The sequence below is a fragment of the Bradyrhizobium sp. McL0615 genome (genome assembly GCF_049993905.1).
In the GTDB taxonomy this organism is placed as follows: domain Bacteria; phylum Pseudomonadota; class Alphaproteobacteria; order Rhizobiales; family Xanthobacteraceae; genus Bradyrhizobium.
This window is the reverse complement of sequence record NZ_CP188254.1, coordinates 3,159,935-3,183,158: the sequence shown is the minus strand read 5'-3', so window position 1 is coordinate 3,183,158 and position 23,224 is coordinate 3,159,935. Positions and strand designations below refer to the sequence as shown.

The following is a 23,224-nucleotide window of genomic DNA, read 5'->3' as shown; positions in this document are numbered from 1 at the left end:
GCAGGATTCCGACGGCGGGGCAAGCTTTGTCATTCAGACTTCGTTCAGCCCACCTTCCGTAGTCTTACCACCTACCAATTGATGCCCGTTTGTTGCATTGCATCAGGGATTTAGGCCACAATTCCCAATTACTTGGAAATGGAACTGCGCTATATGGGTACCCGGGGAATGAGGCTCAAGAATATTCAGGCTGGGCCATAGGGGCTGGGTTACCAATCACCATGTCATCCATCACGACTTCTGCCTTCGATACGCCCGCGCGGCGCTCGGTGGAACGGACTTGCGACGACCTCGCCATGCTGGCGCTTGCTGTCGTCACAATTGTCGCGAGTCTGACCTTCCGTGACTACGGATTGGGCTGGGACGACTACACCCACGCCGAATATGCCGACCTGCTGCTGCGAATGTACGGTTCCGGCTTCAAGGACACCGGCGCGCTGTCGTTCGCCAACCTCTACATGTATGGCGGCGGCTTCGACATGGCGGCGGCCCTGCTGCACAAGATCATCCCGCTCGAGCTGTTTGAAACGCGCCGCCTGCTCGGCGCCATCGTTGGCGTCATCGGCCTTGCCGTGACCTGGCGGCTGGCGCGGCGCGTCGGCGGCCCGCTTGCCGGGCTTGCGACGCTGCTGCTGCTGACGCTGTGCCCGACCTTCTACGGACACATGTTCATGAACCCGAAAGACGCGCCGTTTGCCGTCTCGATGGTGATCCTGATCCTGGGTCTGGTGCGCCTCGCCGAGGAATATCCCGCTCCCTCGCCGCGAACCATCCTGATCGTCGGCCTCGGCGCCGGTCTCTCCATCGGCTGCCGGATTCTCGGCGGGCTGGCGCTGGTCTATGCGCTGGTCGGCTTCGTCCCGCTGTTGATCGAGGAATTTCGCACGCAAGGCGCGCGCGAAGCGGTCCGCCGCTTCGCCCATGTCCTGTACGTGCTGCTGCCGGGCCTCGTGTTCGGATACCTGGTCATGGGCCTGGTGTGGCCGTGGTCGATCATGGAAGCGGACCATCCGTTCAAGGCGCTGACCTATTTCTCGCACTTCTTCGAAAAGCCCTGGAAGGAAATGTTCGACGGCGCGCTGGTCTCGGTGCCGGACATGCCGTGGTCCTATTTGCCGACGCTGTTCGCGCTGCAGCTTCCCGAAATAATGCTCGCGCTGCTGATCGCCGGCGTCGTCGGCACCTTCATGTCGCTGTCGCGCGCGGACGTCGCGGGCCGCCGCAAGACCATCTTCCTGATGCTGACGCTGGCGGCCAGCCTGCCGCTGGTAATCGCGATGGTGAAGCGGCCGGCGCTCTACAACGGCATCCGGCATTTCGTTTTCGTCATCCCTCCGATGGCGGTGCTGGCCGGCGTATCGTTCGCCTGGGGCATGAACTGGCTCAAGGACCATCACCGCCGCTGGCAACCCGCCGCACTTGCGGTGTTCACGTTCGGCCTGCTGTTGCCGCTCAGCGAGATGATCCGCCTGCACCCTTACGAATATACCCATTTCAACCACATCGCCGGCACGGTGCGGACCGCCGACAACTTCTTCATGCTGGACTATTGGGGCCTGGCGTTGAAGCAGGCGTCCGATGGCCTGCGCGAAGAGCTGGTCGAGCGGCAGGAATCGGCGCCGCAGGGACGTAAATGGAAGGTCGCGGTATGCGGTCCGCAGCGCCCGGCGCAGGTGGCGCTCGGCCCCGACTTCACGATCGGCTGGGACAGCCAGTCCGCCGATTTCGCGATGACGCTGGGCGAGTTCTACTGCAAGGGCCTCACCGCCCCCGTCATGGTGGAAATCAAGCGCGACGATGTCGTGTTCGCGCGCGTCTATGATATCCGCGGCCGCGGCATCTCGACCCTGCTGGCAATTCCGGCGCCGTAACGGCGCATCGCCGCGATAGCATGACTGCTACGCAGGATGTCCGCCTTGCTGCCCGTCCGGCACAGGGCTAGGCTCGCTTTCGAAAATCAACAATTTTCCGGAGAAAGCGCGCCATGTCGCCAGCCGAAGCTCGCCTGAAGCAAATTCCGTCCGACATGACGGACGCCGAGTGGAACCAGCGCGTCAACCTCGCCGCCTGCTATCGTCTCGTAGCGCTCTATGGCTGGGACGACCTGGTCGACACCCACATCTCGGCGCGCGTGCCGGGTCCCGACCATCACTTCCTGATCAACCCCTACGGACTGATGTTCGAGGAAATCACGGCGTCGAGCCTGGTGAAGGTCGATCTGCACGGCAACCAGCTTAGCGAGAGCGAATACAGCATCAATCCGGCCGGCTTCACCATCCATTCGGCGATCCACGAGGTGCGTGAGGACGCCGGCTGCGTGCTTCATCTCCACACGCCCGACGGAACCGCGGTCGCGAGCTGCAGGGAGGGCCTGCTGCCGATGAACCAGACCGCGCAGTTCGTCACCCACGACCTCGCCTATCACGACTATGAAGGCGTGGCGCTGGATCACGACGAACGTCCTCGGTTGCAGAAGGACCTCGGCGACAAGAACCACATGCTGCTGCGCAATCACGGCACGCTGACGGTGGGCCGCTCGGTCGCTTCCGCCTTCGAGCGCATGTACCACCTGGAGCGGGCCTGCACGATGCAGGTGCGCACCCGCATGCTGGGACCGACCGCCTACCCGGTCGAGCAGGCCGTGATCGACAAGAACGAACAACTGTTCAGCAATGCAGACCGTGCGGAACTGCGCTCGACCAATCTGGTGTGGCCGCCGTTGCTGCGCAAACTCGACCGCATCGATCCGAGCTACCGGAATTGAAATTTCAGAGTTTCCGTGTAAGATAGCCGCCAACGACCTCTACACGGCCCAAGCAAAACGCCGCCCAATTCCGGGCGGCGTTTTTATTTGCGCCAGGCCGTAGGGTGGCCAAAGCGAGCGTGCCCACCATAGCCCGACAACTCGGATAGATGGTGGGCACGGCGCAAGCGCGCCTTTGCCCACCCTACGCAGCGTCGCAATTCAGCGCGCCGCCTCCGCGAACGCACCCAAAATCCGCGCCCAGGAGCGGATGCCCTTGTGGAAGCTCTTGAGGTCGTACTTCTCGTTCGGCGAATGGATGTTGTCGTCGTCGAGGCCGAAGCCGACCAGCAGGCTGTCGAGGCCGAGCGTCTTCTTGAAATCCGCGACGATCGGGATCGAGGCGCCGGAGCCGACCAGCAGCGCCTCCTTGCCCCATTCCTCGGTCAGCGCGCGCTTGGCAGCCGCCAGCGGCTTCATGTTCCAGTCGAGCGCGATGGCCGCGCCACTGGAGTGCTCGGTGAAGACGGCCTTGCAGTCGCCCGGCAGCCGCGCGGTGACATAGTCGCGGAATGCCTTTTTGATCTTCTGCGGGTCTTGGCCTTCGACCAGACGGAACGAGACCTTTGCGGAGGCTTCCGCCGGGATCACGGTTTTCGAGCCCTCGCCGGTATAGCCGCCGATGATGCCGTTGATGTCGCAGGTCGGACGCGAGGACACCTGCTCGATCAGCAGGCGATCCTTTTCGCCGGCGGGGATCGACAGACCGATCGGCTTCAGGAACGACTCCGGCGTCAGGTTCAGGTTCTTCCACTGCGCCAGAATATCCGGCGGCAGATCCTTCACGCCGTCGTAGAAGCCGGGAATGGTGATGCGGCCGTTGTCGTCAAACAGGCCGCCGAGGATGTTGGTCAGCACGCGGATCGGGTTGCGCGCGCCGCCGCCGAATACGCCGGAATGCAGGTCGCGGTTGGCGGCCTTGATGGTGACCTCGTCATACATCAGGCCGCGCAGCGAGGTTGTGATGGCGGGCGTGTTCGGGTCCCACATGCCGGTGTCGCAGACCAGCGCGAAGTCGGCCTTCAACTCATCCTTGATCGCCTCCATGAACGGCACGAAATTCTTCGAGCCGACTTCTTCTTCGCCCTCGATCAGGATCGTGACATCGACCGGCAGCGATCCCGTCACCTTCTTCCAGGCGCGGCAGGCCTCGATGAAAGTCATCAACTGCCCCTTGTCGTCCTCCGCGCCGCGCGCCACGATGATTTTTCTGCCATCGACATGGTCGGTGACAACAGGCTCGAACGGCGGCCGATGCCACAGATTGAGCGGATCGACCGGCTGCACATCATAATGCCCGTAGAACAGAACATGCGGCCGGCCGTCGCTGCTGCCGTTGGCCTTGGCGACGATCGCGGGGTGTCCCGCCGTCGGCCTCACCTCGGCCTTGAAACCGAGCGTCGCGATATCCTTGGCAAGGTGATCGGCGGCCGCCTTGCAATCGCCGGCGAAGGCCGGGTCGGCCGAGATCGACTTGATCCGCAGCAGCGCAAACAGCCGCTCGAGGCTGTTGTCGAAATCGGCGTCGATGTGATCGAGAACCGGCTGGATCTTTGCGTTGGACATGGCGGATTATCCCTAGGTTACCCTTGGCTGTGAGCCTTGTTATTGGCGTCAAGTTGTAGCCCGCCTGCGGCCTGAGGCAAGGCAACATCCGCGGCAGGCGGATGCAATATGTGCCAGACCAGCCCTGCCGTCAGCAGGACGGTGGCGGCGAGATTATTGCCATACGCCTGCAGGTCGGTCGGAAACAGCGGAAGCGAGAGGCACAGCAAGCCGCCCGCCGCAGCGAGCAGCACCCACGTGCCGGCCCTCGCCGCGGGCCTGAGATCATAGGCGGCGCGATGCGCGAGCACGGTGATCGGAAAGAACAGCCACAGGAAGTAATATTGGCGGGCCAAGGGCGAGGCGACGGTGATCAGGCAAAAGAGAATGCCGATCTCCTCGGCATCCGAGCGTTCCGTACGGCGCGACGCCGGCGGCATCACCGCGACATATCCGAGCCCGATCGCGAGCGAGATCGCCAGCACGACCCAGTTCGCCGTCTTGAAATCGAGGTCGGCGACATTCATCGTGCGCACAGGCTTGGATGGATCGTCCTGATTATAGTTCACCGGTCGCGTCAGCCGGTGCGTCATGGCGATGATCGACTGGTTGACCCACGACCAGTTCTGCTCATCGCGCTGCCCGAACCCCTTCTCCGAACTGGTCCCCACCATGCCCTGATACCAGGTCTTGAGCTCCGCGGCGTTGTGCTGGAAGCCGCGAAACGGCGCCGGCAGCACGAACAGAAACACGCCGATGAACACCAGCATGCTCGCGGCCGCCGCCCACTGTCTTCGCCACACCAGATAGGGCAGCACCGCCACCGGAAACACCTTGATGGCGGTCGCCAGCGCAAACATGCTGCCCGCCATCCAGCCACGGTGATCGCGCAGCAGCCAGAACCCGTAGAGCATCAGCGCCAGCAGCACGAGATTCGGCTGGCCCAGATCGAACATGTCGAACACGAAGGTGACGGTGACGAAGCCCGGCAACGCTTCCAGCCATGGCCCGGGCTTGCGCCCCGACCCCGCCATCGCGTGCGAGAACTGCGCCGTCATCCACCACGCGACGATGTTGAGGAACGACAGGCACAGATAAAGCGGGATCTTGCCGAACCAGCTCGGGATCGCGAGCAGCACCGCCGAGAGCGGCGGATAGATGAATTCGAAATAGACAGCGGGATTCTCTGGGTAGAGGTTCCTCCCCTGCAGTACCTGCTGCCCCGCCCAGAACCAGAGCGGATAGTCCTTGGTCTTGCCGCTGCCCCAGATTTCCGGAACGAGCACATCGGCGGTCAAGGCGATGCAGCAGACCAGAAACAGCAGATCGAGCGGCCTTCGTAGCGACGGATATCTCAGCACACGCTCGTTCCGGATTCAGAGGAGATTACGTCGCAGCTCTTCGCGCGAACCGACTGCCACTTCGCTCGAAAACGCTCTACCGCCGCAGCAAGCCGCCGAGCGCGCCGCGCACCAGCGAGCGCCCGATAGAACCACCGAGCGAGCCGCCGACTGCTTTGCCGAGATCGGCAGCGACACCGCCGATGACCTTGTTGGTGACAGAGCGCGTGACGTCTCGCGCAATCACCTGACCGGTCGACATCCTGCCACGCTTGACGTTGGTGCCGAAGATCGTGCCGACGATCGAACCGAGCTGTCCGAGAATTCCGCCTCCGGCGGCGCCGGCGCCACCACCTTGCCCATCCGCAGGCGCCGCCGTTCCGGCAACGCGCTTCTGCAGCATCTCATAGGCGGATTCGGCGTCTATCGCGGTCTCGTATTTGCCTTTGACCGGGCTGTTGTTCATGATTGCCTTGCGTTCCTCCGGCGTGATCGGCCCGATCCGCGCCGTCGGCGGCCGGATCATGACGCGCTCGACCATGGTCGGCGTGCCGCCGCCTTCCAGGAACGACACCAGCGCCTCGCCCTTGCCGAGTTCCATGATGACGCGGGCGGTGTCGAGCTTCGGGTTGGGGCGGAAGGTCTGCGCCGCCGCATTGACCGCCTTCTGATCGCGCGGCGTGAAGGCGCGCAACGCGTGCTGCACGCGGTTGCCCAACTGGGCCAGCACCTTGTCCGGCACGTCGATCGGGTTCTGCGTGACGAAATAGACGCCGACGCCCTTGGAGCGGATCAGCCGGACCACCTGCTCGATCTTGTCCATCAGCGCCTTCGGCGCGTCGTTGAACAACAGATGCGCCTCGTCGAAAAAGAACACCAGTTTCGGCTTCGGCAGGTCGCCGGCTTCCGGCAGTTCTTCAAACAGCTCCGACAGCATCCACAACAGGAAAGTGGCGTAGAGCCTGGGGCTCTGCATCAGCTTGTCGGCAACCAGGATGTTGACCATTCCCCGGCCGTCGCTGTCGGTCTTCATGAAATCCTTCAGGGTGAGCGCCGGCTCGCCGAAGAATTTCGTGCCGCCCTGGTTTTCCAGCACCAGCAGCTGGCGCTGAATGGTCCCGACAGTTGCCTTGCTGACATTGCCGTAGCTCTGCGCCGCCTTTCGGATATCCGCGAGTTCATCCTCCTCGGCATCCGGCCCTTTTTTGCCGCCGGCGGGCGCGATCGCATCCAGCAGCGACCGCAGATCCTTCATGTCGATCAGCGTCAGGCCGTTTTCGTCCGCCACGCGAAATGCGACGTTGAGAACACCTTCCTGCACGTCGTTCAGATCGAGCATCCGCGACAGCAATAGCGGCCCCATCTCGGTGACCGTGGCGCGAACCGGATGGCCCTGCTCGCCGAACACGTCCCAAAACACAGTCGAGAACTGGTCGGGCTGAAAATTAAGGCCCATCTCTCCGGCGCGCTTGAGGATGAAATCTTTGCCCTCGCCGACTTCCGAGATACCGGACAGGTCGCCCTTGATATCGGACGCGAACACGGGAACGCCGGCGCGGGCAAAGCCCTCCGCCATCACCTGCAGCGAGACGGTCTTGCCGGTTCCGGTCGCTCCGGTGACAAGGCCGTGCCGATTGGCAAGCGCAAGCGTCAGCCAAGCCGTCTGTTCGCCCTTGCCGATAAAAATCTTCTCGTCGGTATCGGCCGTCTTGTTATCGGAGGTCACCATCGCACCGCCTTTTCGCGCGCATCGGGTAGATTTGGTTGGCGATCATATCGCATCCTGGCCGCGGATTGAAACCGTCGGCGACGTAAACGTGAGCGTTCACCCGCTTCATCGTTTGCGTTTCTCATACTTTTTTCCGTCCTCCCGCGGAGAAATCGTGAACGCAGCGCAATAAGCCCACCTGAATCCGGCACTCACTCTTGCATTGCTGCAACACTCGCGACTCGATCTAGAACCAAAACTGCCTTCGCACGCGCGGATCGCTTGTATTTCAAATGGCAGGCGCTCAAGATCAATCGGTAAGCAGGCGACCCGGTTAAACCGGTTGGGGACGGGGCAAATATGGACGAACTGATAGGACGGCTGGCCTTCAAGGCCGGCATCGATAGCGCTGTCGCTGAAAAAACCATCGGCATCGTTCTGGGTTTTCTCCGTAACGAGGGACCCTCCGACAAAGTTCAGGCCCTGATCGACCAAATTCCGGGTGCCGAGGCTGCGATCGCGGCGTCCAGCAGCAATGGCGGCTTCTCGCGGCTGATGGGCGGAGGCTTGATGGCGGTGGGCACCAGGCTGATGGCGCTCGGTCTGGGCATGAACGAGATCCAAGGCGTGGCGCGTGAACTTTTCAGGTTCGGTCGCGACAAAATCGGAGCAGATCAAATGGGCGAAATCATTTCAGGGACGCCGGGCCTCAGCCAATTCGCATAGGACGCATCTTCGCAAGCACGTTCGGCCCGGGCACATTCTTTTTTCATCGAGTATCATGACTTATCCCCTTTCCGAGATCGAAGGCTTGACCGCCTACTATGCCTCGAAACTGAAATCGTTGGGCATTCGCACCACCGAGGCGCTGCTGGAGGCCGCCCGCACGGTGAAGGGACGCAAGGGACTCGCGGCGAAGACCGGCATCAGCGAACAGCAACTGCTCGAATGGGCCAATTTTTCCGACTACATGCGCATTCCCGGAATGGGCAAGGCCAAGGTGGGCCTGGTACGCGCGGCCGGCGTCACCACCGTGCGCGAACTCGCCCACCGCAATCCGGCACGCCTGGCCCAGAACATGAAAGACGTGAATACCAGGCGCAAACTCGTCAGGGTTTTGCCTTCCGAAAGATCGGTCGAGCAACTGATCGAGCGGGCGCGCAAGCTTGCGCCAAAAATCAGCTACTGAGGCCGGCCTGACCGGCCCGCGGCAGCCGGCTCTCACGCCTTGACTCCCCGGCGCGGACCGCGCAAAGCGACCGCATGATCGCAACCAAGCCCAGACCTCCCGCCGCAACCGGTCCGGCCGGTCATGCGGTGCTGCCTGCGCTAACGTCCAGGCCCTATCCGGCGGTGATGGGCGTACTGAATGTAACGCCCGATTCATTCTCCGACGGCGGGCAATTCGCCGCCCCCGAGCGCGCGCTGGCCCAGGCCCGGCGGATGGTTGCGGAGGGCGCCGACATCATCGACATCGGCGCGGAATCCACCCGGCCCTATGGCTCGGAACCGATCTCGGCGGAAGAAGAAATGAAGCGCCTGCAGCCGGTGCTGCCTGACGTGATGGCGCTCGGCATTCCCGTGTCGATCGACAGCATGAAATCGGCCGTCGTCGCCTGGGCGCTCGATCAGGGCGCTATCGTCGCCAACGATGTCTGGGGCCTGCAGCGCGATTCCGGCATGGCGGGACTGGTCGCCGAGCGCGGCGTGCCCATCATCATCATGCATAACCGCGATAGTACCGATCCTGCCATCGACATCATGCAGGACATCTCCAATTTCTTTGCAGCCTCGCTCGACATCGCCGCCCGCGCCGGAATTTCGCCTGACAAGATTGTCCTCGACCCCGGCATCGGCTTCGGCAAGACGCCCGAGCAGAGCATGACCGCACTGGCGCGGCTCGGTGAGTTGCAGTCGTTCGGACTTCCGCTGCTGGTCGGCGCCTCGCGCAAGCGTTTCATCAGCACGGTGACGCCGTCGGAGCCGCATCAACGTCTCGGCGGCTCGATTGCCGCGCATCTGCTGGCGGCCCAGAACGGAGCGCGGATCATCCGGGCGCATGACGTCGCCGAGACCGTACAGGCGCTGCGCGTCACCGCCGCAATCAGGGAACAGGGATGAGCGATACGATCTTCATCACCGGCGTCGTCATCCATGCCCGCCACGGCGTGATGGAGCACGAGACCGAAGTCGGGCAGCGCTTTGTCATCGACCTCGAACTTTCCGCTGATCTGTCGGAAGCCGCGCGCACCGATCACCTGTCCGACACCGTATCCTATGCCAGTGTGGTCGCGACCGCGACGGCGGCGTTCAAGAACACCAATTACAAGCTGCTGGAACGCGCCGCCGGCGCCGTTGCCGACGCGATATTCGCGGCGTTTGCGCGCATCGATGCGGTCAAGATCACGGTTCACAAGCCGCATGCACCGATTGCCGCGATCTTCGAGGATGTCGGCGTGGTGCTGATGCGCAAGCGGCAATCGCCCTGACATGGCGGACGTGCTGATCGCGCTCGGCGGCAATGTCGGCGACGTCCGCGCGACATTCCAGAAAGCCATCGCCAATATTTGCGGCATGACACAAGCCGCCCTGCTCGCGCGTTCCTCGGACTATACCACCCCACCCTGGGGCGAGGAGGACCAGGCGCCGTTCACCAATGCCTGCATCGAGATCGAAACCAGCCTCGATCCGCATGCGCTATTGTTCACTTTGCACAAGATCGAGAAGAAGTTCGGCCGCGACCGCGCCCATGAGACGCGCTGGGGGCCGCGCACCCTCGACCTCGATTTGATCGCCTATGACGACGTCAAGCTCGACAAGCCGGAACTGACGCTGCCGCATCCGCGGGCTTTGGAGCGCGCCTTCGTGCTGGTGCCGCTGGCCGAAATCGCGCCCGACCATATCATTGCGGGACGCCGCGTCGCCGACGCGCTGGCGCAGCTTTCGACCGAGGGTATCCAGCGGTTGCCTGACCTCGATTGACCCCGAAAGACCCCAAAACAACCGTTTGGCTTGGCGCCCGCCCCGTGGCAATTTCCGGCCAAATCAAGAGACGACCAGGGAATAAATAGCCCGGATGACCAAGACTGACGAACTGACATTGGCCGCGGAGTTTCCGCAAGCGACCTACGAGGACTGGCGCAAGCTGGTCGACGGGGTGCTGAAGGGCGCGCCGTTCGAGAAACTGGTCAGCAAGACGTCCGATGGGTTGAAGATCGATCCGATCTACGCCCGTGCGAAGGGAGCTACGCCGGTCGCCGGCCGCGCCGCGGCTGCGCCCTGGCAGATCATGCAGCGGATCGATCATCCCGACGCGAAGGCAGCCAATGCGCAGGCGCTGCACGACCTGGAGAACGGCGCGACGGGGCTGACACTCGTATTCGCCGGTGCCAATGATGCCCATGGTTTCGGACTGGATCCTTCGGCGGACGCGGTCGCGCAGGTTCTCGACGGTATCTATCTCGACGCCGGGATCGGTATCGAGCTTCAGATCGGCCCGCAGTCGCGAATGGCCGCCATTCACGTGGCGGAATATATCAAGCGCAGAGGTATCGATCCCGCCGCCTGCGATATCCGCTTCGGGCTCGACCCGCTCGGGTCCTGTGCGGTGTGGGGCTCAAGTCCGTACAGCTGGGGCGAAATCGTGCCCGCGGTCACCGGCGCGATCAAAGGTCTCGCCGCGATGGGCTTCAAGGGCCCGCTCGCAGCCGCCGATGGGCGGGTGATCCATGATGCCGGCGGATCGGAAGTGCAGGAACTGGCCTTCGTGCTGGCTGCCGGGATCGCCTATCTGCGCGCGATCGAACAGGCAGGCGTTGCGCTCGAAGACGCGCAAGGCATGGTCTATGCTCGGCTCAGCGCCGATGCGGACCAGTTCCTGACGCTGGCGAAATTCCGCGCGCTGCGGCTGTTGTGGGCGCGGATCGAGCAGGCCTGCGGGCTGACGCCGAAGCCGCTGTTCGTCGCAGCCGATACCGCGTGGCGCATGCTGACGCAGCGCGACGCCTACGTGAACATGCTCCGCGCGACGATGGCGACCTTCTCCGCCGGTCTCGGCGGCGCCAACACCATCACCGTTTTGCCGCACACGCTGGCGCTAGGTCTGCCCGATCCGTTCGCGCGGCGTGCCGCGCGCAACACGCAACTGGTGCTGCTGGAGGAATCCAATCTCGCCAAGGTGAGCGATCCCGCAGCCGGCTCCGGCGGCATCGAAACATTGACAAGACAGCTTTGCGAATCCGCATGGTCGCTGTTTCAGGAGATCGAAAAGGCCGGCGGCATCTTCGCCGCGCTCGAGCAGAACCTGATCCAGCGCAAGGTCGCCGCGACACGAGCCGCGCGCGAGGCCAATATTGCCAAGCGCAAGGACGTTCTGACCGGTGCGAGCGAATTCCCGAACCTCCACGAGGCTGAGATCGCCGTGCTCGACGCAAAGCCGATCGTGCTGCCATCCTATGGCGAGGCGAAGTTCAAGTTCGACCCGCTGGCGCCGATGCGGCTGGCCGCGCCGTTCGAGGCACTGCGCGACAAGTCGGACGAAAAGCTCAAGACGTCAGGCGCACGGCCAAAAATCTTCCTCGCCGATCTCGGCACCGCGGCCGACTTCACCGCGCGCGCCACCTTCGCCAAGAGCTTTTTCGAGACCGGCGGCATCGAGGCGATCGACACCCAGGGCTTTGCCGACCCGGCCGCGCTGGCCACCGCGTTCAAGACGTCGGGCGCGGCTGTTGCTTGCCTGTGCTCATCCGACAAAGCCTATGCGGAACACGCGGCATCTGCTGCAAAAGCCCTTCAAGCAGCGGGCGCCAAGCATATCTATCTGGCAGGGCGGCCCGGCGAACAGGAGGCCGCGCTGCGCGAGGCCGGCATCAGTGATTTCATCTTTGCCGGCGGCGACGCGCTCGCGATGCTGCGGGAAGCCTGGCGGCGGATGGAGCAAGCATGACGGAAAACAACCACAAGACGGTCCTGACCGGCGGCTGCCAGTGCGGCGCCATCCGCTTTGCGGTATCGGGGGTGCCGGCCAAGATCAGCATCTGCCATTGCCGAATGTGCCAGAAGGCATCGGGCGCACCGTTTGCCTCTTTCGCCGACATCGAGCATGAAAACTTCAGCTGGACCCGCGGCAAGCCATCCGCCTTTCAATCCTCCTCCATCGCCGAGCGCGATTTCTGCGCCGACTGCGGCACGCCATTGAGCTTCCGGCGGATCGGCGGACCCCGGATCGAGATCATGACCGGCTCGTTCGACCGCCCCGACCGGGTGGTGCCGACGCGGCAATATGGAACCGAATCCCGGCTCGGCTGGGTGGTCGGCATCGCCAACCTGCCGAGCCAGACCACGCAGCAGAATTACGGGCCGGAGAAGCTGGCGACCATCAGCAGCCACCAGCATCCAGATCATGATTAATGGGTTTTTCTGCTGGATTCGAGTTGTGCCAAGCGACGGACCGCATGGTAGAATTGGTCAGCAAGCTACCAAGGTCGTGATTGATGCGATTTGGAATTAACCTCCGTGGAGACCTCGCGAAACTCAGCGACGCTGAGATCGCGACAAGGTTTGAAGCGCTCATCGCGGACCGGGAATCCATGCATCGCGCTTTGCCTGGATTTTCTGGCAACAAATGGGTGTATCAAAGGGGATTAGGCTTGTTGTTCGGTCGCGGCCTCCTGCACGCACGCATCTTCTACAAATTTTACGGCCTTCAATACTTCAGCTTCAGGAAGCCCTCACTTTACGACCTGTATCTCCTGGACTGCGAGCTGAAGGACGTGCGTGACGAGCTGAAGCGCCGTGTTGCCCGACGAGACACAGTACTGGTGACCTCATGACCCGCATTCCCAATTTCGCTGATGTCACGTTCGAGCCGGTGGCGCCCGCGCAACCCGCCGGCAGCGCCGAGCCGTGGCTGACGCCCGAGGGTATCCCGGTGAAGCCCGGCTACAGCGAGGCCGATCTCGAAGGTATCGACTTCCTCGAGACCTGGCCGGGCGTCGCCCCCTATCTGCGCGGCCCCTACCCGACCATGTATGTCAACCAGCCCTGGACCATCCGGCAATATGCCGGCTTCTCGACGGCGGAAGATTCCAACGCGTTCTACCGCCGCAACCTCGCGGCCGGGCAGAAAGGGCTCTCGGTCGCGTTCGACCTCGCCACCCACCGCGGCTATGACTCGGATCATCCGCGCGTCTCAGGCGACGTCGGCATGGCCGGCGTGGCGATCGATTCCATCTACGACATGCGCACGCTGTTTGCGGGCATTCCGCTCGACCAGATGAGCGTGTCGATGACCATGAACGGCGCGGTGCTGCCGATCCTCGCGCTGTTCGTAGCAGCCGCCGAGGAACAGGGCGTTCCGCCGGAGAAACTGTCGGGCACCATTCAGAACGACATTCTCAAAGAGTTCATGGTGCGCAACACCTACATCTATCCGCCGACGCCCTCGATGCGGATCATCTCCGACATTTTTGCGTACACCTCGCAAAAAATGCCGAAGTACAACTCCATTTCCATTTCGGGCTATCACATGCAGGAAGCCGGAGCGACGCAGGACCTCGAGCTGGCCTATACGCTGGCCGACGGCGTCGAATATCTGCGTGCCGGACTTGCCGCCGGTCTCGATGTCGACCGCTTCGCGCCGCGGCTGTCGTTCTTCTGGGCGATCGGCATGAACTTCTTCATGGAAGTCGCCAAGATGCGCGCCGCGCGGCTTTTGTGGGCCAAGCTGCTGACGCAGTTCAATCCGAAGGATCCGCGCTCGCTGTCGCTGCGCACGCATTGCCAGACTTCCGGCTGGTCGCTGACCGCGCAGGACGTCTTCAACAATGTCATGCGCACCACCATCGAGGCGATGGCGGCGACGCAGGGCCATACCCAATCGCTGCACACCAACGCGCTCGACGAGGCCTTGGCGCTACCGACAGATTTCTCGGCCCGCATCGCCCGCAACACGCAATTATTCCTGCAGCAGGAAAGCGGCACCAACCGCATCATCGATCCCTGGGGCGGCTCCTATTACGTCGAACGGCTGACGCGGGATCTCGCGGCGAAAGCCTGGGGCCATATCCAGGAAGTCGAGGCGCTCGGCGGTATGGCCAAGGCCATCGAAGCCGGCGTGCCCAAACTGCGGATCGAGGAAGCCTCCGCCAAGACGCAGGCGCGGATCGACGCCGGGCGGCAGGCGGTGATCGGCGTCAACAAGTACAAGCCGGTCAATGAGGCCGCGATCGACGTGCTCAAGGTGGAGAATTCCACCGTGCGCCGTCTACAGATCGACAAGCTGAAGCGGCTGCGCACCGAGCGCGACCAGAAGGAAGTCGATCAGGCGCTGGCCGCGCTGACGCGCAGCGCCGGCGAAGGCAACGGTAACCTGCTGGCGCTGGCGATTGACGCGGCGCGCGCGAAAGCCACCGTCGGCGAAATTTCGGACGCGATGGAAAAAGTGTTCGGGCGTCACCGCGCCGAAATCAAATCCATCACCGGCGTCTATAAGCGGGAGGCGTCCGCCATGTCCAATCGGGTCGAAAAAGTGCAGGAACTGATCGATGCGTTCGAGACGGCCGAAGGCCGCCGCCCCCGCATCCTCGTCGCCAAGATCGGCCAGGACGGCCACGACCGCGGCCAGAAGGTAATCGCATCCGCCTTCGCCGATGTCGGCTTCGACGTCGATATCGGGCCGCTGTTCGCCACCGCCGACGAGGCGGCGCGGCAGGCGGTGGAGAACGACGTGCACATTCTCGGCGTGTCGTCGCTGGCGGCCGCCCACCTCACCGCGGTGCCCGAACTCAAGGCCGCGCTGAAGAAGCACGGCCGCGAGGACATCATGATCATCATCGGCGGCGTGGTGCCGCCGCAGGATTATGAAGCGCTGTACAAGGCCGGTGCCGAGGCGATCTTCCCGCCGGGAACCGTGATCTCCGACGCCGCCGAAGAGCTGATCCACAAGCTCAACGCCCGGCTCGGCCACAGTAGCGAGGCGGCGGAGTAATTTTCCGCCGGACGAGCACCTTCCGGAAGGATCGTCCTTGCGCAACCTCGCATTCGCCCGGGCATTAACTTTAGTGGGCGCCATCGCATGCGCTGCAGCGCTCGGCCCAGCGCTTGCCGCCGAGCCCAAGCCGGACTTTTCCATCAAGACCAGATCGATCGAAGCCCGCGTCATTCTCGACGCGAAGATCAAGGCCGATCCGGCGCTGGCAGCGAATTGTCTGGCCGAGGGCAAAGCGTGGGCGAAGAAGAACCGTGCCGATGCCGACAAGGAACGCAAGCAGGAGCCTGAGCTGTTCCGCAACGGCCCGTGGACCATGGAGCGGAAATACGAAACGCGCTCGGTGGTCGATGGCCGCTATGTCAGCATCGTCAGGGCCGACTATGCATATACTGGCGGCGCGCATCCCAACAGTTCGTCCGACACGATCCTGTGGGACAGGTCAGCCGGCAAACGCATCAGCATCCGTCCGTTCTTTACCGAAACGGCCGACAACGGCCCGACGCTGAAAGCGATGCGGCAAGGCGTCATTGCATCCCTCGACGCCGAGAAAAAGAAACGCGGCGCGGAAGGCGAGGATGCCAGCGCCATCGAAGCCATCGAGCCGAAGCTGCTCAAGATCGGGCCGGTCTCGCTGGCGCCGTCGACCGAGCAAGGCAAGAGCTCCGGCCTGACCTTCCACTACTCCCCTTACACGGTCGGCTCCTATGCCGAAGGCGGGTACGTCGCCTTCGTGCCGTGGGAGACGTTGAAGCCATACCTGACGCCGGAAGGCGTCAAGATTTTCGGCGGTGCGCGGCCGAAGGATGACGAAGACCGTCAACAATGACGGCCGCGCTCCAGTCAGGTGGGCCGGTCTAGCGCCCGCTCGAGCGAATGCGTCCAGTCCGGAATCCATGACTGGAACAGCGTCTGCCAGCGGCCGGCATCCTGCGGCGCGGTTTCGAGCTGCACCTTCCATTCGATAAAAGTCCGGTTGCCCTCGACGACCGGCAGCAGGTGCATCGTCCCCTCATAGCGCGTCGGCGCGGGCGCATCCGGAACAAGCCCGGCCGGAAACGGCAGCGGATCGATGCCCGCATAGGTCAGCGTGTGCGCTTCGTCGGAATGGCCGGCGAGCCGCTGCCTGATCCAGTTGCCGAGGTAGCAGAACCGCCTGACGGCGCCGACTTCGTCGCCGCCCCTGTCGTCCTCGATCACGCTTTCGCTGACGCCGTCGATATAGGCCGGGTAGTTGTTGAAATCGCGGATCAGGGTCCACACGGATTCGAGCGGATGGTTCAGCACGGTGCTGTAATAGGCTGTCGTCATGGTTCTCTCCGCCATCGGTCGCGGCCCGATGACTGAACCGCACATGGATACCTATGCCCGGTCGTCCGATCGCCGCCACCCGATTTCCGGATGTGGCGAGATGTCCACTTGCGATGAAACCATATGATCGGCCAACGGCTTGCGACCGCGGCGCAAAGCCGCCTAGAATGCGGACATCACAAGAGCGCCTGGATTCACGGGCGCCGCAGGGGAGGACCACCATGTCCAGGAAGATCACGCGCCGCGCCTTTGTGGCCTCATCCGCCGCTGCGGCGGCTGTCGCGGGTTCTGGCTTCAAACCGGCCTTGGCGCAGGCCTATCCGGCACGGCCGGTGACCCTGATCGTGCCATGGGGCGCCGGCGGCGGCACTGACGCGACCGCGCGCATTGTTGCGGCGCTGCTGGAGAAGGATCTCGGCCAGCCCTTCAACGTGGTCAATCGCACCGGCGGCTCCGGCGTGGTCGGTCATTCCGCGATCGCGACCGCGCAGCCCGACGGCTACACCATCGGCATGCTGACGGTGGAAATCTCGATGATGCACTGGCAGGGACTCACCGAACTCGCGCCCAAGAGCTACACGCCGCTGGCGCTGATGAATGAGGATCCGCCCGGCATCCAGGTCAGTTCCGGATCGCCCTACAAGACCGTGAAAGAGCTTGCCGACGCCATCAAGGCCGCGCCTGCCGGCAAGTTCAAGGCATCCGGCACCGGCCAGGGCGGCATCTGGCACCTGGCGCTGGTCGGCTGGATGCAGGCGATGGGACTTGCGCCCAACCACGTGGCGTGGGTGCCGTCGAACGGCGCCGCGCCCGCGATGCAGGATCTCGCTGCGGGTGGTCTCGACCTCACCACCTGTTCGGTGCCGGAAGCGCGCGCGATCATCGAAGCCGGCAAGGCGCGCAGCCTTGCGCTGATGTCCGAGAAACGCAATCCGGCCTTCCCCGACGTGCCGACGCTGAAGGAGGCGATGGGCATCGATTATTCGACCGGTGCGTGGCGCGGCATTGCCGGTCCCAAGGGCCTGCCTGCGGATGTCGCGAGCAGGATGACGGCCGCGCTGAAGAAGGTTTACGACTCCAAGGAGTTCAAGGAGTTCATGAGCAATCGCGGCTTCGGAACGGTGTGGGGCGACGCGGCCCAATTCGAAACCTTCATGGACAAGGGCGACGCCCAGATGGGCGTGGCGATGAAGGCCGCCGGCCTCTCGAAGGCCTGATCACCGGCGGACATCGTCCGAACCTGCGGAGCTAGTCCATGCGTCTTCCCGATCGCGTCACGGGGTTGTTTCTCGTTGGCCTCGGCGCGGCTGCCGCCTATGGCGGCTGGCAGTTGCCGCCGGTGCCCGGCCAGCCGGTCGGACCCAACGTCTTTCCACTGGTGATCGGAACGGGCCTTGCGCTATGCGGGCTCGCGATCGCGTTCGGGATCGGCCACTCCTTCGAAGAGGAAGAAGAGCTGATTCCGGTCGAAGGCGGCCAGCCGAAGCCACCGCCTACCGGCAAGCTCTACGGCCTGCGCGCGCTGCTGCCGCCGGCATTGCTGCTGTTTTATGTAGTGGTCGCCGACCGGCTTGGCTTCATCATCACGGCGGCGCTGATCGTGTTCGTGACGTCGACCGCGCTCGGCGCCCGCTGGAAGCTTTCGCTGCCGCTCGCCGCGCTGGCGCCGATCGGCATTCATCTGATTTTCTCAAAGTTGCTGCGCGTGCCCTTGCCGGCCGGGCTGCTGCCGATGCCGTGGTGATCGATGCTGAAAACCCTGATTGAAGCGTTCGCACTCATTTCCACCTGGGAAGTCATCGTCGCGATGTTCGCGGCGTCGGTGTATGGCCTTGTCATCGGCTCGCTGCCGGGCCTCTCGGCCACGATGGCGACCGCGCTGCTGGTCCCCGTCACCTTCTATCTGTCGCCGATCGCCGCCATCGCCACCATCGTGGCGGCCTCCTCGATGGCGATCTTTTCCGGCGACATTCCGGGTGCCTTGCTGCGCATTCCGGGCACGCCGGCCTCGGCGGCTTACGCAGACGAAGCCTATGCCATGACCCGCAAGGGCGAGGCCGAACTCGCGCTCGGCGCCGGCGTGTGGTTCTCCGCCGTCGGCGGCATCGCCGGCACGCTCTCGCTGATGATCCTGGCGCCGCCGCTCGCCGAGATCGCGCTGTCGTTCTCGACCTTCGAATATTTCTGGCTGGCGTTCCTCGGCCTGATGTGCGCCACGCTGGTTGCGCGCTCGTCGCCAGTGAAGGCGATTGCCGGCATGTTCATCGGCCTCCTGGTCTCCTGCATCGGCATCGAAAACCCCGGCGGCGTGCCCCGCTTCACGTTTGGTTTGACTGATTTGTTCGGCGGCATCGAGCCGATCCCGGCGCTGGTCGGCGTTTTCGCCGTGGCGCAGGTGATGCGCGCGATGCTGACGCCGGAGCCGCCGCCGATCCCGCGGCGCAAGTTCGGGAGCATCATGGCGGGTCAGTGGCTGCTGACCAAGAAATATCACTGGCAGATGACGCGCGGGAACATCATCGGCATCATCATCGGCGTGCTGCCGGGCGCCGGCGCCGACATGGCCGCCTGGGTCAGCTACGCGATGTCCAAGCGCTTTTCGAAGGAGCCGGAAAAATTCGGCACCGGCCATGTCGAGGGCCTGGTCGAAGCCGGCGCCAGCAACAACGCCAGCATCGCGTCGGGATGGGTGCCGTCGCTGCTGTTCGGCATTCCCGGCGACACCATCGCGGCGATCGCCATCGGCGTGCTCTACATGAAGGGCCTCAACCCCGGCCCAACGCTGTTCACCGAAAAAGCGTCGAGCATGTATGCGATCTACCTGATGTTCATCATCGCCAACATCATCATGATCCCGTTCGGCATCGTCATGATCCGGCTGGCGAGCTATGTGCTGCGCGCCCCGCGTTCCTCGGTGATGCCGGTCATCATGCTGTGCTGCGCGGTCGGTTCCTTCGCCATCGGCAACAACATGTTCGGCGTCGTCACCGTCGCCACCTTCGGGATCATCGGTTACGTCATGGAGGAAAACGGCTATCCGGTCGCCGCGATGGTGCTTGGGATCGTGATGGGCACCATGGTGGAACAGGCGTTCGTCACCTCGCTGATCAAATCCGACGGCAGCATATTGCCGTTCTTCGAGCGGCCGATCGCCGCGATTCTGGCTGCCATGGCGATCGGCGCGCTGATCTGGCCGATGCTGGTCTGGGTGTGGCGGAAGCTCAAGGGCGAGCCCGCGCCCGCCACATCGGCGGGCTGAACGGACCGCGCAGGCCCCTCGCCTGCACGGCCCGGCCGTTGTAAACCAAGGCATGATCCTGCCGAAGAATGCTTCCCCCGATATCGAGAAGCTTGCCAAGGAGCTCCGCGCCGGCCATCGCGCGGCGCTGGCGCGCGCGATTACCCTGATCGAAAGCCGGCGCGGCGACCACCAGTCGGCGGCGCGCGAGCTGGTGCAGGCGTTGCTATCGGACACCGGCAAGGCGATTCGCGTCGGCATCACCGGCTCGCCCGGCGTCGGCAAATCCACCACCATCGACGAACTCGGCATGTTCCTGATCGAGCGCGGCCACAGGGTCGCGGTGCTGGCGGTGGACCCGTCCTCGGCCCGTACCGGCGGCTCGATCCTCGGCGACAAGACGCGGATGGCACGGCTGGCGAACTCCGAAAGCGCCTTCATCCGGCCCTCGCCATCGTCCGGCACGCTGGGCGGGGTCGCCGCAAAAACCCGCGAAGCGATGCTGCTCTGCGAGGCGGCCGGCTTCGACGTGGTGCTGGTGGAGACCGTCGGCATCGGCCAGTCCGAGACCGCCGTCTGCGACATGACCGATTTCTTCCTGGCCCTGATGCTGCCCGGCGCCGGCGATGAATTGCAGGGCATCAAGAAGGGGCTGGTCGAACTCGCCGACATGATCGCTATCAACAAGGCCGACGGCGACAACATCAAGCGCGCCAATCTGGCAGCGGCGGAATACCGCGGCGCGCTGCATATTCTGAGCCCCCGCTCGGAGCACTGGCATCCGCCGGTGCTGACCTATTCGGCGTTGACCGGCACCGGCATGGACGTGCTGTGGCAGAAGATCCTGGATCACCGCACCGCCATGAACGCCTCGGGCGAGTTCGCCGCGCGGCGGCGGGAGCAGCAGGTGAAATGGATGTGGTCGATGCTGGAACAGCGGATGATGGCCCGCCTGCGCGCCGATCCCGCGATCCGGGCCAAGGTGAAAAAGACCGAGGCCGAAGTCGCCGATGGCCGCATCACGCCGGCGGTCGCCGCCGAGCAGATCGCGGAGTGGCTGCGGTGAGCGAAAAACTTCGCATTCTCGTCACCGGCTTTGGCCCGTTTCCCGGCGCGCCCTACAATCCGACGCAGCCGCTGGTGGCGCGGCTGATACGGCTGCGCCGTCCTGCGTTCACCGACGTCGAACTCTCCAGCCATATCTTTCCGGTAACCTACAAGGCGGTCGACCGCGAATTGCCGCTGGCGCTCGCGAAACACAAGCCGCATGCGCTCTTGATGTTCGGCCTCGCCGGTCGCACCGGGTACGTCCGGGTCGAGACCCGCGCCCGCAATGCCGTCACCATGCTGTGGCCCGATGCCGCGCAAACCCGCGCGCGAAAAGGATCAATCGCCGACGGGGCGGACGCGCAGAGATTCGGGCCGCACACCGCAAAATTGCTGCGGGCCGCTGAGGGTACCGGGCTCGATGCCCGCACTTCGCGGGATGCCGGAAGCTATCTCTGCAACTATTTGAGCTGGCGCGCGATCGAGGCCGTCAATGCCGGTAACGGCCCGCGCCTCGCCGCCTTCATTCACATCCCGCCGTTGGCGCGCGGCGGCGCAGTCCGTCGCAAGGGTTTCCCGCGCATCACGTTGGAAGAGCTGGTCGATGCCGGTGAAGCGATGTTGCTGGAGATGGTGAGGTTGGCAAGAAGGGCTTCGTAGGATGGGCAAAGCGCAGCGTGCCCACCATCTCTCAGCGTGCTCGGTGTTCGATGGTGGGCACGTCGCTACGCTCCTTTGCCCACCCTACCGGACCGTCGTCGTACGCAACATTAACCCTAACCCGAACAATCGCCGCGGTCCCTTGCCGTCTTCACCATGCTTGTCCGCGTTTTCGCGATACGTATTCGGCATGGACATGAACCGCCGCCGTCTCATCGGAGGATCCGCCGCCGGCGTCGCCGGCGCACTTGCGATGTCGCCAGAGCCAGCGCGCTCAGCACCCCTCACCTCCACGCTCGGCCGCGACGTCACGCAGTACGGCGTGCGTCCCGGCAGTCCCGAGGACCAGACCGCGAAACTGCAACGCGCGATCGACGAAGCGGCGCGCGCGCAAGCGCCGCTGGCGCTGCCACCGGGGGTCTATCGCACCGGCATGCTGCGCCTGCAAAGCGGCACGCAACTGGTCGGCGTGCGCGGCGCGACCAAACTCATATTCAGCGGCGGCCCTTCGATGCTGCAGGGCGAAGGCGCCAACAGCGTCGGCCTGACCGGCATCACCTTCGATGGCGGCGGCATTCCGCTGCCGGAGCGGCGCGGCCTGGTGCATTGCCTCGCTGGGCGGGACGTCCGCATCGCCGATTGCGAAATATCAGGCAGCGGTGGCAACGGCATCTGGCTGGAACAGGTATCCGGCGACATCTCCGGCAATATCTTCAGAAAAACCGCAACCACCGCCGTCGTATCGTTCGACGCGCTGGGCCTGATCGTCTCGCGCAACACCATCACCGACACCAACGACAACGGCATCGAGATCCTGCGCACGGCGATCGGTGACGACGGCACGCTCGTTCTCGACAACCGCATCGAGGACATCAAGGCCGGCCCCGGCGGCTCCGGGCAATATGGCAACGCCATCAACGCCTTCCGCGCCGGCAACGTGATCGTGCGCGGCAACCGCATCAAGAATTGCGACTACTCCGCGGTGCGCGGCAATTCGGCCTCCAACATCCACATCACGGACAACAGCGTCAGCAATGTCCGCGAGGTCGCGCTCTATTCGGAATTCGCGTTCGAGGCCGCCGTGATCGCCAACAACTCCGTCGATGGCGCCGCCGTCGGCGTCTCTGTCTGCAATTTCAACGAAGGCGGACGCATTGCCGTCGTGCAGGGCAATATCATTCGCAACCTGCTGCCGAAGCGGCCGATCGGCACCGCGCCCGACGACGACGCCGGGATCGGCATTTATGTCGAGGCGGATTCATCCGTGACCGGCAACGTGGTCGAGAATGCCCCCTCGTTCGGCATCATCGCCGGCTGGGGCAAATATCTCCGCGACGTCGCGATCACGGGCAACGTGATCCGCAACGCCTTCGTCGGCGTCGGTGTGTCGGTGATGCCCGGCGCCGGCACGGCGCTGGTCAGCAACAACATGATCTCGGAAACCCCGCGCGGCGCCGTGGTCGGGCTCGATCACGCCCGCGCCATCACGACCGACCTGTCAGCCGAAGGCGCGCAGCGTTACGCGCAGGTAACGGTCGCAGGCAACGCGGTGCGACGCTAGTTCGCGCCGCGATTCTTGTTCTGA

The 23,224-nt window shown here is 63.9% G+C and carries 22 protein-coding genes; 18 read left to right on the top strand and 4 right to left on the bottom strand.

The features are described from left to right. Window positions 1–221 precede the first annotated feature (221 nt). Window positions 222–1,871 carry a glycosyltransferase family 39 protein gene (locus ACPPVP_RS15025; RefSeq protein ID WP_426535511.1) on the top strand — a complete coding sequence of 550 codons (1,650 nt, stop codon included), beginning with the start codon at window positions 222–224 and terminating at the stop codon, window positions 1,869–1,871. A gap of 113 nt (window positions 1,872–1,984) precedes the next feature. Continuing rightward, entirely contained in the window at window positions 1,985–2,764 is a 780-nt protein-coding gene (locus ACPPVP_RS15020; protein WP_426535509.1) for a class II aldolase/adducin family protein, read from the top strand. A gap of 201 nt (window positions 2,765–2,965) precedes the next feature. On the opposite strand, the gene ACPPVP_RS15015 is transcribed toward ACPPVP_RS15020, so the two are convergent. The 3 genes from ACPPVP_RS15015 to ACPPVP_RS15005 all read right to left on the bottom strand — a co-directional run bounded on the left by ACPPVP_RS15015 (window position 2,966) and on the right by ACPPVP_RS15005 (window position 7,417). Then, window positions 2,966–4,369 carry a M20/M25/M40 family metallo-hydrolase gene (locus ACPPVP_RS15015; RefSeq protein ID WP_426535507.1) on the bottom strand — a complete coding sequence of 468 codons (1,404 nt, stop codon included), beginning with the start codon at window positions 4,367–4,369 and terminating at the stop codon, window positions 2,966–2,968. A gap of 17 nt (window positions 4,370–4,386) precedes the next feature. Then, window positions 4,387–5,709: a glycosyltransferase family 87 protein gene (locus tag ACPPVP_RS15010; protein ID WP_426535505.1), complete on the bottom strand. Its 1,323-nt coding sequence runs from the start codon at window positions 5,707–5,709 to the stop codon at window positions 4,387–4,389. A 76-nt stretch (window positions 5,710–5,785) separates the two neighbouring features. After that, a complete protein-coding gene (locus ACPPVP_RS15005; protein ID WP_426535503.1) occupies window positions 5,786–7,417 on the bottom strand; it encodes a helicase HerA-like domain-containing protein in 1,632 nt (543 codons plus the stop codon). Between the two features lie 339 nt (window positions 7,418–7,756). Between ACPPVP_RS15005 and ACPPVP_RS15000 the strand changes: the two genes are divergently transcribed. The 10 genes from ACPPVP_RS15000 to ACPPVP_RS14955 all read left to right on the top strand — a co-directional run bounded on the left by ACPPVP_RS15000 (window position 7,757) and on the right by ACPPVP_RS14955 (window position 16,212). Continuing rightward, a complete protein-coding gene (locus tag ACPPVP_RS15000; protein ID WP_426535501.1) occupies window positions 7,757–8,122 on the top strand; it encodes a DUF2267 domain-containing protein in 366 nt (121 codons plus the stop codon). Between the two features lie 55 nt (window positions 8,123–8,177). Beyond that, the gene (locus ACPPVP_RS14995; RefSeq protein WP_426535499.1) at window positions 8,178–8,585 is read left to right on the top strand and encodes a DUF4332 domain-containing protein; all 408 of its coding nucleotides are present in this window, start codon (window positions 8,178–8,180) and stop codon (window positions 8,583–8,585) included. A gap of 74 nt (window positions 8,586–8,659) precedes the next feature. Continuing rightward, the gene (gene folP, locus ACPPVP_RS14990; RefSeq protein WP_426535497.1) at window positions 8,660–9,517 is read left to right on the top strand and encodes a dihydropteroate synthase; all 858 of its coding nucleotides are present in this window, start codon (window positions 8,660–8,662) and stop codon (window positions 9,515–9,517) included. After that, complete coding sequence (gene folB, locus ACPPVP_RS14985) at window positions 9,514–9,885, top strand: dihydroneopterin aldolase (RefSeq protein WP_426535495.1); 372 nt, start codon at window positions 9,514–9,516, stop codon at window positions 9,883–9,885. Before folP ends, folB begins: the two co-directional genes overlap by 4 nt. A 1-nt stretch (window position 9,886) precedes the next feature. Then, window positions 9,887–10,378, top strand: coding sequence for a 2-amino-4-hydroxy-6-hydroxymethyldihydropteridine diphosphokinase (gene folK / locus ACPPVP_RS14980; protein WP_426535493.1), 492 nt, complete (start codon window positions 9,887–9,889; stop codon window positions 10,376–10,378). A gap of 94 nt (window positions 10,379–10,472) precedes the next feature. Beyond that, window positions 10,473–12,341: a methylmalonyl-CoA mutase family protein gene (locus ACPPVP_RS14975; RefSeq protein ID WP_426535491.1), complete on the top strand. Its 1,869-nt coding sequence runs from the start codon at window positions 10,473–10,475 to the stop codon at window positions 12,339–12,341. After that, a complete protein-coding gene (locus tag ACPPVP_RS14970) occupies window positions 12,338–12,805 on the top strand; it encodes a GFA family protein (RefSeq protein ID WP_426535489.1) in 468 nt (155 codons plus the stop codon). Before ACPPVP_RS14975 ends, ACPPVP_RS14970 begins: the two co-directional genes overlap by 4 nt. Before the next feature lie 83 nt (window positions 12,806–12,888). After that, complete coding sequence (locus ACPPVP_RS14965; protein ID WP_426535487.1) at window positions 12,889–13,227, top strand: hypothetical protein; 339 nt, start codon at window positions 12,889–12,891, stop codon at window positions 13,225–13,227. Next, complete coding sequence (scpA, locus tag ACPPVP_RS14960) at window positions 13,224–15,383, top strand: methylmalonyl-CoA mutase (RefSeq protein WP_426535485.1); 2,160 nt, start codon at window positions 13,224–13,226, stop codon at window positions 15,381–15,383. The genes ACPPVP_RS14965 and scpA overlap by 4 nt, the downstream gene beginning before the upstream one ends. A gap of 73 nt (window positions 15,384–15,456) precedes the next feature. Beyond that, window positions 15,457–16,212 (top strand): PdaC/SigV domain-containing protein, encoded by a 756-nt coding sequence (locus ACPPVP_RS14955; protein ID WP_426535483.1) that lies wholly within the window; start codon window positions 15,457–15,459, stop codon window positions 16,210–16,212. Between the two features lie 14 nt (window positions 16,213–16,226). On the opposite strand, the gene ACPPVP_RS14950 is transcribed toward ACPPVP_RS14955, so the two are convergent. After that, entirely contained in the window at window positions 16,227–16,694 is a 468-nt protein-coding gene (locus ACPPVP_RS14950) for an SRPBCC family protein (RefSeq protein ID WP_426535481.1), read from the bottom strand. A 221-nt stretch (window positions 16,695–16,915) separates the two neighbouring features. Here ACPPVP_RS14950 and ACPPVP_RS14945 point away from each other — a divergent pair, with 221 nt between their 5' ends. From ACPPVP_RS14945 to ACPPVP_RS14920, 6 genes are all read left to right on the top strand, one after another. Beyond that, on the top strand, window positions 16,916–17,911 hold the full coding sequence (locus ACPPVP_RS14945) for a tripartite tricarboxylate transporter substrate binding protein (protein WP_426535479.1): 996 nt from the start codon (window positions 16,916–16,918) through the stop codon (window positions 17,909–17,911). 38 nt (window positions 17,912–17,949) lie between these two features. Continuing rightward, complete coding sequence (locus tag ACPPVP_RS14940; RefSeq protein ID WP_426535477.1) at window positions 17,950–18,438, top strand: tripartite tricarboxylate transporter TctB family protein; 489 nt, start codon at window positions 17,950–17,952, stop codon at window positions 18,436–18,438. Between the two features lie 3 nt (window positions 18,439–18,441). Continuing rightward, complete coding sequence (locus ACPPVP_RS14935; protein WP_426535475.1) at window positions 18,442–19,953, top strand: tripartite tricarboxylate transporter permease; 1,512 nt, start codon at window positions 18,442–18,444, stop codon at window positions 19,951–19,953. Window positions 19,954–20,005: 52 nt separating this feature from the next. Beyond that, window positions 20,006–20,998 (top strand): methylmalonyl Co-A mutase-associated GTPase MeaB, encoded by a 993-nt coding sequence (gene meaB, locus ACPPVP_RS14930; protein ID WP_426535473.1) that lies wholly within the window; start codon window positions 20,006–20,008, stop codon window positions 20,996–20,998. Then, a complete protein-coding gene (locus ACPPVP_RS14925) occupies window positions 20,995–21,639 on the top strand; it encodes a pyroglutamyl-peptidase I (protein ID WP_426535471.1) in 645 nt (214 codons plus the stop codon). The genes meaB and ACPPVP_RS14925 overlap by 4 nt, the downstream gene beginning before the upstream one ends. A gap of 190 nt (window positions 21,640–21,829) precedes the next feature. Next, window positions 21,830–23,200 carry a TIGR03808 family TAT-translocated repetitive protein gene (locus ACPPVP_RS14920; protein ID WP_426535469.1) on the top strand — a complete coding sequence of 457 codons (1,371 nt, stop codon included), beginning with the start codon at window positions 21,830–21,832 and terminating at the stop codon, window positions 23,198–23,200. The last annotated feature ends 24 nt before the right edge of the window (window positions 23,201–23,224 follow it).

Excerpts from the sequence above, each read along its gene's own strand:
- ACPPVP_RS15025 (WP_426535511.1), top strand. The coding sequence starts at position 222 with ATGTCATCCATCACGACTTCTGCCTTCGATACGCCCGCGCGGCGCTCG.
- ACPPVP_RS15020 (WP_426535509.1), top strand. The coding sequence starts at position 1,985 with ATGTCGCCAGCCGAAGCTCGCCTGAAGCAAATTCCGTCCGACATGACG.
- ACPPVP_RS15015 (WP_426535507.1), bottom strand. The coding sequence starts at position 4,369 with ATGTCCAACGCAAAGATCCAGCCGGTTCTCGATCACATCGACGCCGAT.
- ACPPVP_RS15005 (WP_426535503.1), bottom strand. The coding sequence starts at position 7,417 with ATGGTGACCTCCGATAACAAGACGGCCGATACCGACGAGAAGATTTTT.
- ACPPVP_RS15000 (WP_426535501.1), top strand. The coding sequence starts at position 7,757 with ATGGACGAACTGATAGGACGGCTGGCCTTCAAGGCCGGCATCGATAGC.
- ACPPVP_RS14995 (WP_426535499.1), top strand. The coding sequence starts at position 8,178 with ATGACTTATCCCCTTTCCGAGATCGAAGGCTTGACCGCCTACTATGCC.
- folP (WP_426535497.1), top strand. The coding sequence starts at position 8,660 with ATGATCGCAACCAAGCCCAGACCTCCCGCCGCAACCGGTCCGGCCGGT.
- folB (WP_426535495.1), top strand. The coding sequence starts at position 9,514 with ATGAGCGATACGATCTTCATCACCGGCGTCGTCATCCATGCCCGCCAC.
- folK (WP_426535493.1), top strand. The coding sequence starts at position 9,887 with ATGGCGGACGTGCTGATCGCGCTCGGCGGCAATGTCGGCGACGTCCGC.
- ACPPVP_RS14975 (WP_426535491.1), top strand. The coding sequence starts at position 10,473 with ATGACCAAGACTGACGAACTGACATTGGCCGCGGAGTTTCCGCAAGCG.
- ACPPVP_RS14970 (WP_426535489.1), top strand. The coding sequence starts at position 12,338 with ATGACGGAAAACAACCACAAGACGGTCCTGACCGGCGGCTGCCAGTGC.
- ACPPVP_RS14965 (WP_426535487.1), top strand. The coding sequence starts at position 12,889 with ATGCGATTTGGAATTAACCTCCGTGGAGACCTCGCGAAACTCAGCGAC.
- scpA (WP_426535485.1), top strand. The coding sequence starts at position 13,224 with ATGACCCGCATTCCCAATTTCGCTGATGTCACGTTCGAGCCGGTGGCG.
- ACPPVP_RS14950 (WP_426535481.1), bottom strand. The coding sequence starts at position 16,694 with ATGACGACAGCCTATTACAGCACCGTGCTGAACCATCCGCTCGAATCC.
- ACPPVP_RS14945 (WP_426535479.1), top strand. The coding sequence starts at position 16,916 with ATGTCCAGGAAGATCACGCGCCGCGCCTTTGTGGCCTCATCCGCCGCT.
- ACPPVP_RS14940 (WP_426535477.1), top strand. The coding sequence starts at position 17,950 with ATGCGTCTTCCCGATCGCGTCACGGGGTTGTTTCTCGTTGGCCTCGGC.
- ACPPVP_RS14935 (WP_426535475.1), top strand. The coding sequence starts at position 18,442 with ATGCTGAAAACCCTGATTGAAGCGTTCGCACTCATTTCCACCTGGGAA.
- meaB (WP_426535473.1), top strand. The coding sequence starts at position 20,006 with ATGATCCTGCCGAAGAATGCTTCCCCCGATATCGAGAAGCTTGCCAAG.
- ACPPVP_RS14920 (WP_426535469.1), top strand. The coding sequence starts at position 21,830 with ATGGACATGAACCGCCGCCGTCTCATCGGAGGATCCGCCGCCGGCGTC.